The sequence below is a fragment of the Paenibacillus praedii genome, from assembly GCF_049725345.1.
In the GTDB taxonomy this organism is placed as follows: domain Bacteria; phylum Bacillota; class Bacilli; order Paenibacillales; family Paenibacillaceae; genus Pristimantibacillus.
In genome coordinates, this window is the sequence record NZ_JBMWAM010000015.1 from 43,020 (window position 1) to 58,705 (window position 15,686).

The 15,686-nt window shown below is 47.8% G+C and carries 15 protein-coding genes and 1 other annotated feature; all 15 genes read left to right on the forward strand.

The window, feature by feature from the left end; translation table 11 throughout:
- The first annotated feature begins 15 nt into the window (after positions 1-15).
- Positions 16-1,284: a UDP-N-acetylglucosamine 1-carboxyvinyltransferase gene (murA, locus tag ACO9K6_RS14575; RefSeq protein WP_424768293.1), complete on the forward strand. Its 1,269-nt coding sequence runs from the start codon at positions 16-18 to the stop codon at positions 1,282-1,284.
- 95 nt (positions 1,285-1,379) lie between these two features.
- Positions 1,380-2,150, forward strand: coding sequence for a cell division protein FtsQ/DivIB (locus ACO9K6_RS14580; protein WP_424768294.1), 771 nt, complete (start codon positions 1,380-1,382; stop codon positions 2,148-2,150).
- A gap of 216 nt (positions 2,151-2,366) precedes the next feature.
- Positions 2,367-3,608: a cell division protein FtsA gene (gene ftsA / locus ACO9K6_RS14585; protein WP_424768295.1), complete on the forward strand. Its 1,242-nt coding sequence runs from the start codon at positions 2,367-2,369 to the stop codon at positions 3,606-3,608.
- Positions 3,609-3,726: 118 nt separating this feature from the next.
- Positions 3,727-4,845: a cell division protein FtsZ gene (gene ftsZ, locus ACO9K6_RS14590; RefSeq protein ID WP_424768296.1), complete on the forward strand. Its 1,119-nt coding sequence runs from the start codon at positions 3,727-3,729 to the stop codon at positions 4,843-4,845.
- Between the two features lie 449 nt (positions 4,846-5,294).
- Positions 5,295-6,212 (forward strand): sigma-E processing peptidase SpoIIGA, encoded by a 918-nt coding sequence (gene spoIIGA, locus ACO9K6_RS14595; protein WP_424768297.1) that lies wholly within the window; start codon positions 5,295-5,297, stop codon positions 6,210-6,212.
- 37 nt (positions 6,213-6,249) lie between these two features.
- On the forward strand, positions 6,250-6,972 hold the full coding sequence (sigE, locus tag ACO9K6_RS14600; protein WP_424768298.1) for an RNA polymerase sporulation sigma factor SigE: 723 nt from the start codon (positions 6,250-6,252) through the stop codon (positions 6,970-6,972).
- Positions 6,973-7,109: 137 nt separating this feature from the next.
- Positions 7,110-7,892 (forward strand): RNA polymerase sporulation sigma factor SigG, encoded by a 783-nt coding sequence (gene sigG, locus ACO9K6_RS14605; protein ID WP_424768299.1) that lies wholly within the window; start codon positions 7,110-7,112, stop codon positions 7,890-7,892.
- 165 nt (positions 7,893-8,057) lie between these two features.
- Positions 8,058-8,339 carry a YlmC/YmxH family sporulation protein gene (locus ACO9K6_RS14610; protein ID WP_424768300.1) on the forward strand — a complete coding sequence of 94 codons (282 nt, stop codon included), beginning with the start codon at positions 8,058-8,060 and terminating at the stop codon, positions 8,337-8,339.
- 119 nt (positions 8,340-8,458) lie between these two features.
- Positions 8,459-9,310, forward strand: coding sequence for a peptidoglycan editing factor PgeF (gene pgeF / locus ACO9K6_RS14615; RefSeq protein ID WP_424768301.1), 852 nt, complete (start codon positions 8,459-8,461; stop codon positions 9,308-9,310).
- A 9-nt stretch (positions 9,311-9,319) separates the two neighbouring features.
- Complete coding sequence (locus ACO9K6_RS14620) at positions 9,320-10,033, forward strand: YggS family pyridoxal phosphate-dependent enzyme (protein ID WP_424768302.1); 714 nt, start codon at positions 9,320-9,322, stop codon at positions 10,031-10,033.
- Between the two features lie 4 nt (positions 10,034-10,037).
- Entirely contained in the window at positions 10,038-10,487 is a 450-nt protein-coding gene (locus ACO9K6_RS14625; protein ID WP_424768303.1) for a cell division protein SepF, read from the forward strand.
- A gap of 12 nt (positions 10,488-10,499) precedes the next feature.
- Positions 10,500-10,766, forward strand: a complete 267-nt coding sequence (locus ACO9K6_RS14630) for a YggT family protein (RefSeq protein WP_424768345.1) — start codon at positions 10,500-10,502, stop codon at positions 10,764-10,766.
- A gap of 13 nt (positions 10,767-10,779) precedes the next feature.
- The gene (locus ACO9K6_RS14635) at positions 10,780-11,562 is read left to right on the forward strand and encodes a YlmH family RNA-binding protein (RefSeq protein WP_424768304.1); all 783 of its coding nucleotides are present in this window, start codon (positions 10,780-10,782) and stop codon (positions 11,560-11,562) included.
- Between the two features lie 95 nt (positions 11,563-11,657).
- Complete coding sequence (locus tag ACO9K6_RS14640) at positions 11,658-12,164, forward strand: DivIVA domain-containing protein (protein ID WP_424768305.1); 507 nt, start codon at positions 11,658-11,660, stop codon at positions 12,162-12,164.
- A 78-nt stretch (positions 12,165-12,242) separates the two neighbouring features.
- Positions 12,243-12,541: a binding site (T-box leader), on the forward strand.
- A 46-nt stretch (positions 12,542-12,587) separates the two neighbouring features.
- Positions 12,588-15,686, forward strand: a complete 3,099-nt coding sequence (gene ileS / locus ACO9K6_RS14645) for an isoleucine--tRNA ligase (protein WP_424768306.1) — start codon at positions 12,588-12,590, stop codon at positions 15,684-15,686.

The following is a 15,686-nucleotide window of genomic DNA, read 5'->3' on the forward strand; positions in this document are numbered from 1 at the left end:
TTCGGAGGTGATACATTGGACAAATTGGTGATTGATGGCGGGAAACCTCTCTCAGGAACCATAGTTATCCAAGGAGCGAAAAATGCCGCTTTGCCGATATTGGCTGCCAGTTTGCTGGCCGAGGGCACTACGACGATTGACCATGTGCCTGATTTGCTAGATATCGACGTGATGCTGAACATTTTACGCGAATTAGGATGCCGTGCCGAGCATACGGGAGGCACGGTGGTGCTGGATACAGAAACTGCACATACATCTCACGTGCCAGAGTCGTTAATGAGACAGATGCGCTCTTCTATATTTCTAATGGGGCCGTTGCTTGCAAGGTTTGGCGAGACACAGGTTTACCTGCCAGGAGGCTGTGCAATAGGTGAACGCAAGATTGATCTCCATCTGGAGGGCTTGCAGGCATTAGGCGCAGAAATTGAGGAACTTGACAACCGTATCATTTGTCGCGCAGAGAAGCTGAAAGGCGCGGATATTCATCTAAGTTTCCCGAGCGTAGGCGCAACGGAAAATATTATAATGGCCGCTGTGCTGGCTGAAGGCCGAACGACTATCAGCAATGCCGCACGTGAACCGGAAATTCAAGATTTGCAGCGTTTTCTAAACGCGATGGGCGCTAAGATTATAGGTGCTGGAACAGACACGATAACGATAGATGGGGTACAGTCACTCACGCCATGTCGTTATAAGGTTATTCCTGACCGAATCGTTGCCGGTACGATTATGGTGGCTGCAGCTGCGACGCGCGGACAGGTAACGCTGCAAAATACACAGCCCGGGCATTTGACCTCCTTGATTCATGTTCTGCGACGTGCAGGTGTTCAAATTATTGTTGACGGTGATATAATTAAAGTCGGCACTGCAACCAGACCCAAGGCAGTTGAAAGAATTGTGACCTCGCCGTATCCCGGCTTCCCGACTGATTTACAGTCGCAGGTGATGGTGCTGCTGACGTTGGCAGATGGTGTAAGCGTGCTGAAGGAAACGATTTTTGAAGGCCGGTTGAAGCATGTGGATGAGCTGTCACGCATGGGTGCAGATATACGTGTCGATATGAACGCAGCATTTATTCGCGGTGTTCCCCGACTATATGGCGCTACGGTTGAAGCCACTGATTTGCGGGCAGGCGCAGCTCTTGTTATTGCGGGCTTAGCCGCGCAGGGCAAGACTGTAGTCGAACAGATTCATCACATAGATCGCGGCTACGAGAAGATTGAAACGATGCTCTCAAGGCTTGGGGCCCGCATTTCGCGTTCTGCTCCGGTGCCTAATAACTAGTACGAAGCGCTTGAACAGCAAGATAGAAACGGCCGGCTTACCGAGAGCAGCTGCAGGTGAAGCCGGAGGTTTTTTGGTGAAAGAAGGGACAAGTTATGAGCTCTCAGATGCCGGTACTTAAGGAGCCTGCTCGCAAACGCAAAGGAAGCCGAAAGCTGATCATCATCCTCTCTCTATTATTTATTGCATTGTTAGCGGTTTTATTCTTTAATTCTTCAATTAGCAAAATATCGGAAATTACCGTCGATGGTATGAGATTTGCAACGAAAGAGGAGATAGGCAAGGCTTCTGAGGTGATGATAGGGGAAGCATTTTTCGGTACAACCTCCAGTACCATTGAACAACGCATTAAAAAACTTCCGCAAATTAATAAGGCAGCAGTTACCAAAGTGTTTCCAGGGGTGCTGAAAATTATGGTCGAGGAGTATCCGCCCGTCGCTTTCGAGCTGTCTGCGCAAGGCGAAATGACAGCGCTTTTGTCGAATGGGACGAGCGTAGACGCAAGTAATGATGGCTGGCTGCTGGTAGACAAGCCGGTGCTCACTGGGTGGTCTGCTGATGATCCGATAAAAGCAGAGCTCACGAAGCAGCTTGGCAAAATACCGACAAAGCAGCTTTCGGATCTATCGGAAATCACACCTTTTCCTTCGGCTGCCTATCCGGACCGGATATTGATTTACACGCGTACCAAGTTCGAGGTCGTGACTTCAGTTTCTGTTCTTCCTGATAAAGTCGAAGCTTTAAACGCGGTTATTGAAACGCAGGAGCCTGGAAAGATTACGATGCTGCTTGCAGATACCTATGTTCCATTTGAATTGGAAGCTACAGAAAATATCGATTCTGAGCAAAAAGAGACTACTCAATAGCTTGAAAGAATGGTAGAATTTTATTTATGGCATTTATACACAATATTGCTGGAAGGCATTGCTAACTATAGCGCTTCGCATGCGGCGAGGTTCGACACAAACCGAAAAATAAGACGAAAAATTTGATGAAAAAAGAGGGAAAATAATAAAAGCGTTGAATATGTAGAAAGACCTTTAGCAAAAAATAATTTTTTATTGAAACGGAGGTGCCGCAAGTTGAGCAATAATGACATCATCGTCAGTTTGGACATCGGTACATCCAAAGTTCGTGCTATTATTGGTGAAGTGAATAACGGAGCCATTAATATTATTGGAGTTGGATCTGCCGACTCAGAGGGTATTCGCAAAGGTGCCATTGTAGATATTGACCAAACCGTGCAATCGATTCGCAATGCGGTTGAGCACGCTGAGCGCATGGTAGGCATTCAAATAGCAGACGTTTATGTTGGAATTCAGGGCAATCATATTGCACTGCAGACGAATCGTGGCGTTGTTGCTGTATCCAATGAGGATCGTGAAATTGGTGAAGAGGATATTGAGCGTGTACTGCAGGCAGCGAAAGTAGTTGCTTTGCCGCCAGAGCGCGAAATTATTAATTTAGTACCCAGGCAATATTTGGTAGACGGCTTGGAGGGCATTTCTGATCCTCGGGGAATGATTGGAGTGCGGCTCGAGGTAGAAGCAACAATCGTAACGGGGACCAAGACGGCGATTCATAATCTTATGCGCTGCGTAGAGAAGGCCGGCCTTCGCATCTCCGGCGTTATTTTGCTATCACTGGCGTCTGGCGTCATGTCTCTGACAAAGGATGAAAAATCAATCTGTACGGTACTCACCGACATTGGAGAGGGATCTTGTACGATCGCAGTTTATGATCAGGGTGGATTAGCAGCGACTTCTACACTGCCAATCGGCGGCGAATATGTAACGAGTGATATAGCGTACGGGCTGCGTACCCAAAGCGAACAAGCAGAGAAAATAAAACTGAAATACGGCTGCGCTTTTGTACCGGATGCGGCTGAAGATGTAAAGTTTAAAGTAACTCGCATGGGCAGCAACGTAGAGAAGGAATTTTCCCAGGTCGATCTGGCAAGCATTATTGAGCCTCGTATGCAAGAAATTTTCCATCTGGTTCGTCAGGAGGTTCGTACACTCGGATACGGCGATAAGGTGAACGGTTATGTCCTGACGGGCGGTACCGTATCGATGTCAGGAACACTTGCTCTGGCCCAGTCAGAGCTGGAGTCTTCCGTAAGAATCGCGCTGCCTGATTACATAGGAGTAAGAGATCCTGCTTTTAGCAGCGGAGTTGGTATGATTCAATACGTGTCGAAATATATGGGAGCTCGTGGAACCGGGCCTGTGAAGAAAACGGCAAGCCGCAAAGCAAGTCCAGCAGCTTCATCCAAACCCGGCATGTTCGAGCGGTTAAAAAGCATGTTCAATGAGTTTATTTAATTAAAAATTTTAATATAAGTCTCGTTTTTAGATGAAGCTTATATTTCACCGCGAAACGCTGATGTTCCGTCCACGAGACGCCGTCAGCGGTTTACGCTTGACTGGGGGAAAATGAAGGATGTTGGAATTTGACTTTGAGCTTGAACAGCTCGCTCAAATAAAAGTAATTGGTGTGGGCGGCGGCGGCAGCAATGCGGTCAATCGTATGATTGAGAACGGCGTTAAAGGCGTGGAATTCATTACGGTAAATACCGACGCCCAAGCGCTTCACTTGGCAAAATCAGAGCATAAGCTTCAAATTGGCGATAAGCTGACGCGGGGCTTAGGCGCTGGTGCTAATCCTGATGTTGGAAGCAAGGCTGCTGAGGAATCCCGTGAAATTATTATGAACCAGCTTAAAGGCTCGGATATGGTATTCGTTACGGCAGGTATGGGCGGCGGCACAGGAACAGGGGCAGCACCGGTTATTGCTGAAATCGCGCGTGAATGCGGCGCTTTGACGGTCGGCGTTGTTACTCGTCCGTTTACGTTTGAAGGCCGTAAGCGTTCCGGCCAAGCAGAGCTTGGGATCGAAGCGCTCAAAGAAAAGGTCGATACGCTAATTGTCATTCCGAATGATCGATTGCTTGAGATTGTAGATAAGAAAACGCCAATGTTGGAAGCGTTCCGCGAGGCAGACAATGTGCTTCGTCAAGCGGTTCAAGGTATTTCTGATCTAATCGCTGTTCCTGGACTTATTAATCTTGACTTTGCAGACGTGAAAACGATCATGACAGAGCGCGGTTCCGCCCTAATGGGAATCGGGATTGCAACTGGTGAGAATCGTGCAGCCGAAGCGGCAAGAAAAGCGATTATGAGTCCATTGCTTGAAACCTCGATCGATGGTGCGCGTGGCGTCATTATGAACATTACTGGCGGTAACAACCTATCGCTTTATGAGGTGAATGAAGCAGCGGAGATCGTTATTTCGGCTTCCGATCCGGATGTTAATATGATTTTCGGTGCCATTATCGATGAGGATCTGAAGGATGAGATTAAGGTAACGGTCATTGCAACCGGCTTTGAGCACAAATCCCCAGCATCCGTTCGACGCGCACCTCAGCAGCAGTCTGAACCGACTGAATCAAGACAACCAGGAAGTAACTCGGCAGTAAAGCCTTTTGGTGCAAGCAACACATCAAGCGATCAGCTTGAAATTCCAGCGTTCCTGCGCAATCGTCCGCGCAGCGATCGTTAATAGAACAAGCCTCCCGCTCTTCCGGTACATCCGGTGAAGTGGGAGGTTTTTTTATATGCAGGTTATTCTCATTTTCTAAACTGCAGGCTCATGCTGTAAGAACGTATGGGTTCCTACATCATCAGAGAGCGGGGTACCATACCTTCTCCAGAAACAGCTTTTCCGCATGTCCATGCCTTTTGTCAATCAGGCGTTTGCTTTCTCCCTTTCTTTCCTTAGTATTTGCTGACAGCCAGTCTTTATACGTCGCATGAAATGACATTTTGGATAGCCAAGCGGAAAACATTAAATCCATGACGGTTTTTATTCTAATGCTCGACAAAAAAAGATGTGTCATGGCGTCATGAATAGACAGACTTTGAAATAGGATTTTAATATACTAGTCTCAATCGTTCTCCAGGGTGCCGGCTGGCTAACCGAATACCGGAAGCAGCAGGAAGGTGGCCGAAGTGGCAGTTTATGTGGATATCATGTTTTTGCGAGAGCTTCTCGTCGACGGAGCAATTCTATTAACAACCGCATGGGCGCGTCATCTGAAGCCAAAGCCTTGGCGGGTGCTGGTGGCTTCTTCTGTCGGCGCATGTTATGTCGTTTTGATGCTGTTTCCGCAATTATCTTTTTTATTTACGTTAGCCATCAAGGTGGCCGTCTCTTTGGTCATGATTTGGATCACATTCGGATTTGCGTCGATTCAACATTTTTTGCGAAATGTTGCTGCATTTTATGGCGTTAATTTTGTTGCTGCCGGCGCTGTTCTAGGACTTTATTATTTGTTCATGCAGGGCTCCGGAGAGGTGTGGAGAACGCTTACATTCGTGAACGGCAGTATGCGTGCAGAGCTCAAAATGGGATTGTTTTATTTTATTGCTGCGTTTTGTATCGGACTGTATATATACCGTACCGTATTAACGCAAAAAAGAGAGCGGGAGCTGGTGCGTACTCATTTAGCGGAGGTTAAAATTACGATAGGCGATCGTATTCAAACCTGTATCGGACTGATCGATACGGGAAATCAGCTTTACGATCCGCTGACGCGGACACCGGTTATGGTAACGGAAGCGGCATTATGGCAGAATGACCTGCCCGAAACTTGGTTGAACAGCATACGCGACGCACAAGTAGATCGTCTTGTAGCTGGCCTGGATGAACAGCCGTTTGCGTGGCAGGATCGATTGCGTCTCGTGCCCTTCAGAGGCGTCAATCGAGGATCACAATTTATGCTGGCGCTTAAACCTGACATGATTGAGATAACTAGAGAAGGTCAAGTATTTGAAACGCGGAAGGTCCTTATCGGGCTTGATGGCGGAAAGCTAACGTCTGATGGGTCATATCGAGCAATTATCCATCCGTCAATGGTACAACAATAAAGCATGTATGTTTAACAATCGGGGAGGGATGGGCCGGATGCTCGTCAAGTATAAATTGGTTCTTCAGTTATATTATTATCGTATTTTATTTTTATTCGGATTAAAAAGTGAAGAGATATATTATATCGGCGGCAGTGAAGCACTCCCGCCACCGTTAACCCGCGAGGAAGAGGAATATTTGCTGGAAAAGCTTCCGTCTGGCGACACAGCCATACGAGCGATGCTTATTGAACGAAATCTGCGCCTAGTTGTATACATCGCCCGTAAGTTCGAGAACACTGGCATTCACATTGAAGATCTCGTATCGATCGGCGCAATCGGTCTTATCAAGGCGGTCAACACCTTTGATCCGGAAAAAAAGATCAAGCTGGCGACCTATGCCTCGCGCTGTATCGAAAATGAAATATTGATGTATCTTCGCCGCAACAGCAAGACAAGAACTGAAGTATCCTTCGATGAGCCGCTCAATATTGATTGGGACGGGAATGAGCTTCTATTGTCCGACGTGCTCGGTACGGAGAACGACACGATTTATCGCAATATTGAGGAGCAGGTTGACCGTAAGCTGCTGCACAAAGCGCTGGATAAGCTGTCTGAGCGCGAGCGTATTATTATGGAGCTTCGGTTCGGGCTGGCCGATGGGGAAGAGAAAACGCAGAAGGATGTAGCTGATCTTCTTGGCATTTCGCAATCCTATATTTCGCGGCTGGAAAAGCGTATTATTAAGCGGCTTCGCAAGGAATTTAACAAAATGGTTTAACGATTTTCCGTCGCGTTTGCATAGATTTTGCCTCACTTTTGCTTCGATAGCTATTGTCGAACGATGTCGCTTCAGGAATAAAAAGACTGCTCAAGGAGATAATGAACATTAATGTTTCTCCTTGGGAGGTAATCACGTTGACCCGAAATAAAGTCGAGATCTGTGGAGTGGATACCGCGAAACTGCCTGTGCTAACGAATGCCGAAATGAGGGAGCTATTTACGGCATTGCAAACCCGCAACGAGTGGGCAGCAAGAGAGAAATTAGTAAACGGCAATCTACGGCTTGTACTCAGCGTTATACAACGTTTTAACAATAGGGGAGAGTTTGTAGACGACTTATTTCAAGTCGGCTGCATCGGACTTATGAAGGCGATCGATAATTTCGACCTTGGACAGAATGTCAAATTTTCCACCTATGCCGTACCGATGATCATCGGAGAAATTCGCCGTTATTTACGAGACAATAACCCCATTCGTGTATCGAGAAGCTTGAGGGATATCGCTTACAAGGCGCTTCAGGTGAGAGACAGCCTAACGAACCGAAATTCGCGCGAGCCGACCATTTTTGAAATATCGGAGGCGCTCAATGTACCGAAGGAGGATGTTGTCTTTGCACTCGACGCCATTCAGGACCCGGTTTCATTGTTCGAGCCGATCTATCATGATGGCGGCGATCCGATATATGTAATGGATCAGATAAGCGATGACCGGAACAAGGATGTATCTTGGATTGAGGAGATCGCACTGCGCGAAGCGATGCACAAGCTGAATGAGCGGGAAAAAATGATTCTGTCAATGCGCTTTTTTGAAGGAAAGACGCAGATGGAGGTCGCTGATGAAATCGGCATATCGCAGGCGCAAGTATCCAGGCTGGAGAAATCAGCGATACAACAAATGCAAAAGCATGTAAAAACATGAAGCTACGGTGCCGTGAGGCACCGTTTTTTTATGCTGTAAAACAGCTTGAGAGTTTGATTCTCTATATTAGTTTTTCTGCAAAGAAGGACATTTTGGGCAAATGGCTCATATAGTTATAGGAGAAGCAAACGGATGATCACTCTACTTGAAAAGCGGTGAAGCCTTATGAAAATTTCTGATTTTCAGACAAAGGACGTAATCAACATAGTGGACGGTAAAAAGCTCGGACAAATATCAGATTTAGAGCTCGATTTGCGGCAAGGGCGCATTGATTCCATCGTCGTTCCTCAGTTCACGAAGTTTTTGGGAATGTTCGGCGGTGGTGGGACAGAGGTCGTTATTCCTTGGCGAAATATTGTGAAGATTGGGGCGGACGTCGTACTGGTCCGTATGGATGATACAAAAGCACTCCGCGCGGAGGATGAGGATTTGCACGCCCGCTCGTAACGAGGTAAACTGAGCCTATGCTAGGGATGCGCTTACGAAGTAGGTTTACTTCGTAAACTAAAGCATATGCTTACGAAGTAGGCTTACTTCGTAAACCTTTGAACAGAGGTGATTACTAAATGGATGCTTTTGAACGAATTGATTCAGCGAAGGGTCCTTCGCTTTTTTTGTTGTCCAGATGGACTGACCGTTATGCTCATTTATCCGCAGGTTTTACCGGCAGGGATGGAGGGGTTAGCGCAGTTCCTTGGGCTTCTTTAAATATGGGGCTCCATGTCGGAGATGAGCCGTTGTCCGTTGTTGAAAATCGACGACGGGTAACTGAGGCGCTTGGTTTCTCCTTTGAAGCATGGACATGCGCGGAGCAGGTGCACGGCAATCGTGTTCATCATGTGATAGAAGAGGATCAAGGACGCGGGAGAGCGTCTCTAGAGGATGTTATCAAGGATTGTGATGCGATTATAACGAATATACCAGGTGTGCTTCTGACCTCCTTTTATGCCGATTGTGTCCCGCTCTACTTCTATGATCCTGAGCATCAAGCCATAGCACTTGCCCATGCGGGCTGGAAGGGGACTGTACAGCAAATTGCGCTTGAGACCATTCGTGCCATGTCAAAGGCATTTGGCACAAAGACCGAAAATATAGCTGCAGCAATAGGTCCATCGATTGGAAGCTGCTGCTATGAGGTGGATGGCCCAGTTATCAGTCAAGTTACAGCGCTTCTAGAACAGCTTATTCTATCTGAGTCTGATTCTAATAAGCTGCTGAATATATCCGATAATGGCAAAGCGAACATTGACTTGAAAGAAATAAACCGACAGATTATGATAAAAGCAGGAATTTTGCCGATCCATATCGAAATAACACAGTGGTGCACCGGGTGTAGAAGGGATTTGTTCTATTCCCATCGCAAGGAAGGCGGGTCCACAGGCCGAATGGCCAGCTGGATCGGCATACGGGAAAGGTGAGGCAGATCCATGACATTGGAAAATAGAATGCGGTTGGTTGAAGAGCGCATTAAGCAAGCATGTGAGCGTTCAGGGCGCAGCAGGGAAGAAGTTCAAGTGATCGCTGTGACCAAATACGTATCTACAGGAACAGCTCAAGAAGCGGTCCGGCACGGACTACTGCATTTAGGCGAGAACCGCTGGCAGGATGCGCAAGCCAAATGGGAAGCGATAAGCGGTATGCTGGAGAATGATACAGCGAAGCAGCCCATCTGGCATTTTATAGGCTCGTTACAAACGAATAAGGTGAAGGACGTCATTGGGAAATTTACATATATGCATTCGCTGGACAGGCTGTCGCTTGCGGAAGCCATCAATAAGCGCGCCGCTCAGCTTGATATAGTTGTGCCTTGTTTTATTCAAGTAAATGTTTCGGGGGAAGCCTCGAAGCATGGACTGGAGCCGGTGGAGCTATTGCCCTTCCTAGAGCAGCTCCAGCAGCTCCGATCGTTGCAGCCCATCGGATTAATGACGATGGCTCCATATGAAGCTGAGCCGGAGGAGACAAGGCCGGTGTTCAGAGCTTTGCGAGAGCTAAGAGATGAATTGCAGCGCAGCAGCACCTATGCTCAAAGCATCACCCATTTATCGATGGGAATGTCAAATGACTTCGAAGTAGCCATTGAAGAGGGTGCAACTTGGATTCGTTTGGGTACGATACTAGTAGGGAAAGAGGAGGCATAAGATCATGGGTGTTATGAATCGTTTTATGAACTTTCTGGGCTTGCAGGACGAGGAAGAAGTTGTAGAGCGAGAGAGAGTTGTGCAGCAGGAGGAGCAAGAACCTGAAACTTCTCCGTTCGAGGCACGTAAAAATACGAAGAGCAATAATGTTGTCAGCATTCACTCGCAGAAAAATGTCCGGGTCGTCCTTAGCGAGCCGCGTTCCTATGATGAAGCGCAGGAGATCGCCGACCATTTGCGCTCGCGCCGTGCCATTATTGTGAATTTGCAGCGTGTTCGGACGGACTTGGCCGTTCGAATTGTTGATTTCCTAAGCGGTACAGTGTACGCTTTAAATGGCAGCATCTCTAAGCTTGGTCCGAATATTTTTCTATGCACGCCTGATTCGGTAGAAATTCAAGGTGCCATTACGGAAATGCTGGCGGAAGATAACGATTACAACAAAATGAGGTGACCTTGAATTGTGATGGAACAAATTTCTGGCGTTATTATGTATCTGCAAAATATTTACACCTTTATGATTATTGGTTACGTCTTGCTATCTTGGCTGCCTAATGCCAGAGAAAGCTTTATCGGCGTATTTTTGGGCAAGCTGGTGGAGCCGTACTTAGGTATCTTCAGAAGATTTATTCCGCCAATCGGCGGAATGCTGGATCTATCGCCGATTATTGCCGTATTCGCGCTGCGCTTTATTGCATATGGCTTGATTGCGGTAATCGACTTCATTATTTAAGGAATGATGAGGAATGAAACAAGGTATATATAATCATTTCCATCCCGAGGAGAAGCCTTTCGTCGATCGGGTGGTGGAATGGATAGAGCGGTCCGCACAGCAGCATGAGCTGAAGCGGACCGATTTTTTGGACCCGAGACAAGCGCAAATCGTGACGATGCTGGCGAACAGAAGCTTGGATGTGAATGTGCGGCTTGATGGCGGCTATGCAGACGCCGAGCGGCAGCGTGCGATTATTGGTCCCGATTACCGCAGCTTGGATGATGAGCCAATCGGTATCTCGGTGCTGGCCGTCAATGGGCCAGGCCAGGCTCAGCTGGAGCTTGATCATGGCGATTTTTTGGGCGCTTTATTGGGACTTGGAATTAAGCGCGACCGGATTGGCGATATTCATGTGCATGAGCATTTTTCGCATATTATCGTCATGGACGAAATTGCCGATTATTTAAATATCCATTTAAGACAAGTGCATCGAATAAATGTGTTGACAGATGTGCTTCCGCTGTCGGAGCTTCAGACCGCTATTCCAAAGCTGGAGGAAATGAGTTTGTCCGTTGCTTCTATGCGGCTTGACGGCATCGCCAGCGATGTGTTTCGAGTCAGCCGTTCCAAAATTGTCGATCCCATTCGAGCAGGCAGATGCAGAGTGAACTGGAAATCCGAGGAGGATCCATCCGAGCCGTTAAACGCGGGAGATATCGTATCCTTTAAAGGATTGGGGCGCTTTAAAGTGCTTGAAGTTGATGGTGTGACAAAAAAAGGCAGGCTTCGCGTCAAAATTGGCAAATTTATTTAGAAGTTTGCAGGAATTTACCTGTGTCTGTCGAAAGTGTTCACTTGAATCTATTGTATCGGTAGACTGAGCTACATATAACCTGAGGAGGTGCGCCAATGCCGTTATCGCCATTGGACATACATAACAAAGAGTTTGGCCGGAGATTGCGCGGCTATGACGAGGATGAAGTTAATGAATTTCTCGATCAGGTCATCAAAGATTACGAATCGCTCATTCGTGAAAATAAAGAGCTGCAAAATCAGGTGCTTGGCCTGCAGGAGAGATTAAATCATTTTACGAATATCGAAGAAACACTCAGCAAAACGATTATTGTTGCGCAGGAAGCTGCGGATGAAGTGAGAAACAATGCGAAGAAGGAAGCGCAGCTGATCATTAAAGAGTCGGAGAAGAATGCCGATCGCATTATTAATGATTCGCTTTCCAAATCACGCAAGGTATCCCTTGAGGTGGAGGAGCTTAAGAAGCAAGCCTCAGTCTATCGCGCTCGCTTCCGTACGCTGGTAGAAGCGCAGCTGGAGCTGCTCAGCATGGACGGCTGGGAGACGCTCGAGCCTAAGCAGCCGCAGGCTAGGCTTGAAGAGCATGAGCTGCAGCGCGGATAGCTTTTGAACATACGGGCGTATTGACATTTGACAACTCGCCTGTAATTACGCTATAACTAGAATAATAAATTGATGATTGAAACTTCATTGACGAGAACAAATACGTTCTTGGATCACTCCTCAGAGAGCCGGCGACAGCTGAAAGCCGGTGTGTGAGCCATTGCGGAATATCCTCTCCGAGAAGCAGTGCCTAACCTGCGAGAGCAGCAGTAAGTGCTGACGGTTGTCCCCCGTTACAGGGAACGCGAACAGCTCGTTCGCGACTAAGGTGCCGCTATGTGCGCAGCTCATTTGATTGTGCTGCACACACCAGTCTGCTGTTTTTTTGCAGACTTTGCGGAACAAGGGTGGTAACGCGACTAAGCCTCGTCCCTTCTCATAGGGATGAGGCTTTATTTTTGTTTATTTTAGGAGGCTGGAGAGATGCAACGCGTAGATGTAAAGGAACGTGCCCGCACAAGAGAGCTGAGAGTGCTGGAGCAATGGAAAACAAATGATACGTTTAAGAAATCAATTTCGAATCGTGAAGGAAAGCCGAACTTCGTATTTTATGAAGGGCCGCCAACCGCGAATGGCGCTCCGCATATCGGACACGTGCTGGGGCGTGTTATCAAGGATTTTATTGGACGATACAAAACGATGTCAGGCTATCGCGTCGTACGTAAGGCTGGTTGGGACACGCATGGTTTGCCGGTCGAGCTGGGCGTTGAGAAGCAGCTGGGTATATCTGGAAAGCAGGAGATCGAGGAATACGGAGTCGAGAAATTCGTAAAGAAATGTAAGGACAGCGTATTCGAATATGAGAAGCAATGGCGCGAGCTAACAGAAGCTATTGGATATTGGACGGATTTGGATAATCCATATATTACGCTAAAGAACGAATATATTGAGAGCGTTTGGCATATTTTATCCACAATTCACGGCAAAGGGCTGCTCTATCGTGGACATCGTGTAAGTCCATATTGCCCGGATTGTCAAACGACGCTCAGCTCACATGAGGTTGCTCAGGGCTACGAAGATGTTAAAGATCTAAGCGCTACGGTGAAGTTCAAGCTGACCGATTCCGGCGAATCCATTCTGGCTTGGACAACTACGCCTTGGACGCTGCCTGCAAACGTGGCGTTAGCGGTAAATCCTGAGCTGGAATATGTTCGTGCAGCTAAAAACAGCGAAGTGTTTATCGTCGCGCGAAACCTGGCTGAGAGCGTGCTTAAGGACGGCTATGAAATTTTATCTGCTCTAAAGGGCAGTGAGCTGATTGGCCGCAGCTATGAACCGCCATTCCGTTACGTCCCAATCGAGAACGGGCATGTAGTCATTGCCGGTGATTTCGTAAGCGACACGAGCGGTACAGGTATCGTTCACATTGCCCCTGCACATGGTGAAGATGACTACCGTGTATCACGCGAGAACGGCATCAGCATGCTTAACGTTGTTGACTTGGCTGGCCGCTATACAACAGAGGTTACGGATTTCGCAGGCAGGTTCGTGAAGGACGGCGAGCTCGATATCGATATCGTCAAAAATCTAAGCGAACGTGGCTTGCTTTACTCCAAGGAGCGCTATGAGCACAGCTATCCGTTCTGCTGGCGCTGCAAAACACCGCTTATCTACTACGCAATGGAGAGCTGGTTCATTAAGACGACTGCAGTAAAGGATCAGTTGATTGCGAATAACAATAGCGTCGACTGGTACCCAGGTCATATCCGTGAGGGCCGCTTCGGTAAGTTCCTTGAGGATTTGGTCGATTGGAATATTAGCCGGAACCGTTATTGGGGCACACCGTTGAATGTATGGGTATGCGAAGTTACGGGCAAGGAATATTCGCCGAGCAGTATCGCGGATTTGCGTGCCATGGCGGTAGGCGATGTGCCGGAGAACATCGAGCTTCATAAGCCTTATGTTGATGAAATTAAATTGAAATCGCCATTTGCAGAGGGTGCGGTGATGACCCGCACACCAGAGGTGATCGATGTTTGGTTCGACAGCGGTTCGATGCCGTTCGCGCAGCAGCATCATCCATTTGAGAATGAGGAACAGTTTGCGCAGCAGTATCCTGCAGACATCATTTGCGAGGGCATTGACCAAACGCGCGGCTGGTTCTACAGCCTGCTTGCGGTTTCAACCCTGTATAACGGTAAAGCCCCTTACAAAGCGGTTATCTCAACAGGTCATATTTTGGATGAAAACGGTCAGAAAATGTCCAAGTCGAAGGGCAACGTTATTGATCCTTGGGAAATCATCAACGAATATGGAACGGATGCATTCCGTTGGGCATTGCTGGCTGACAGCGCGCCATGGAACAGCAAACGCTTCTCGCGCGGCATTGTAGGCGAGGCAAAATCGAAGGTAATCGATACAATTGTAAATACACATGCATTTTTTGCGCTGTATGCGTCGATTGACGGCTTTGATTACACGGCACATCCTGAGCAGAAATCCGAAAACAAGCTTGATCGCTGGATCATTTCCCGCTTGAACAGCTTGATCAACACCGTAAACAAAGGGCTGGAGGTCAATGACTTCCTTAACCCAGCGAAATCGATCGAAACCTTCGTTGACGAGCTTAGCAACTGGTACATCCGTCGCTCCCGTGATCGCTTCTGGGGAAGCGGGCTTTCGGAGGATAAACTGGCTGCTTACCAAACGCTGCGGAGCGTTCTGCTTACATTATCGCGCCTAATTGCTCCCTATGCGCCTTTGCTTGCTGAGGATGTGTACGGCAACCTGGGCGGAGAAGGAAGCGTACATTTGGCGGATTATCCGAAGGCAGATGCAGCTGCGATTGACTCGACGCTTGAGCGCGATATGGAAAGCGCGAGGCAGATAGTCGAGCTGGCTCGAAATGTCCGCAATGAAACGGGCATTAAAACGCGGCAGCCATTGTCGGAGCTTATTGTATCGCTTGACCGTGAATTTGACGTAGCGGGTTATGAGGATATTATTAAAGACGAAATTAATGTCAAAGCTATCACCATTCAAAATTCGGACAGCGGCTTTGTTGATTTCACGCTTAAGCTGAATCTTAAGATTGCCGGCAAAAAATACGGCAAGCATGTAGGTCCTATGCAGGCCCGGCTTAAAGCGCTGACTGCTGATGAAACGCGGAGCATCGTTAATGGCGGCAGCTTCGACTTTGCCGCTGGCGATGGTGAACAGCTGGCCGTAACAGTAGATGAGCTTCTCGTGGAGAAGCAGGCGAAATCAGGCTTTGCATCTGCGTCCGACAGCGGTGTGACGGTAGCGCTAAATACCGATATTACGGCTGAACTCGAGCAGGAGGGCTGGGTTCGCGAGGTCATTCGCGCCGTTCAGGATACACGGAAGAAGCTTGATCTTCCGATCGAGAAGAGAATTGACCTTGTTCTTGATGTCGATGACGAGCTAAGAGCGTCGCTCGAAGCTTTCTCCAATGTTCTGCAAGACAACGTGCTTATTCAATCCGTTTCCTATGAAGCCTTAGACGGTATGGAACGAGTAACGCTAGGAGATAAGACAATTGGGATTTTCATACGCGGGTAA

Bases quoted from the DNA above. Each gene is read 5' to 3' on its own strand.
- ACO9K6_RS14580 (WP_424768294.1), top strand. From the start codon at position 1,380: ATGAGCTCTCAGATGCCGGTACTTAAGGAGCCTGCTCGCAAACGCAAA.
- ftsZ (WP_424768296.1), top strand. From the start codon at position 3,727: ATGTTGGAATTTGACTTTGAGCTTGAACAGCTCGCTCAAATAAAAGTA.
- sigE (WP_424768298.1), top strand. From the start codon at position 6,250: ATGCTCGTCAAGTATAAATTGGTTCTTCAGTTATATTATTATCGTATT.
- ACO9K6_RS14610 (WP_424768300.1), top strand. From the start codon at position 8,058: ATGAAAATTTCTGATTTTCAGACAAAGGACGTAATCAACATAGTGGAC.
- pgeF (WP_424768301.1), top strand. From the start codon at position 8,459: ATGGATGCTTTTGAACGAATTGATTCAGCGAAGGGTCCTTCGCTTTTT.
- ACO9K6_RS14620 (WP_424768302.1), top strand. From the start codon at position 9,320: ATGACATTGGAAAATAGAATGCGGTTGGTTGAAGAGCGCATTAAGCAA.
- ACO9K6_RS14625 (WP_424768303.1), top strand. From the start codon at position 10,038: ATGGGTGTTATGAATCGTTTTATGAACTTTCTGGGCTTGCAGGACGAG.
- ACO9K6_RS14630 (WP_424768345.1), top strand. From the start codon at position 10,500: ATGGAACAAATTTCTGGCGTTATTATGTATCTGCAAAATATTTACACC.
- ACO9K6_RS14635 (WP_424768304.1), top strand. From the start codon at position 10,780: ATGAAACAAGGTATATATAATCATTTCCATCCCGAGGAGAAGCCTTTC.
- ACO9K6_RS14640 (WP_424768305.1), top strand. From the start codon at position 11,658: ATGCCGTTATCGCCATTGGACATACATAACAAAGAGTTTGGCCGGAGA.
- ileS (WP_424768306.1), top strand. From the start codon at position 12,588: ATGCAACGCGTAGATGTAAAGGAACGTGCCCGCACAAGAGAGCTGAGA.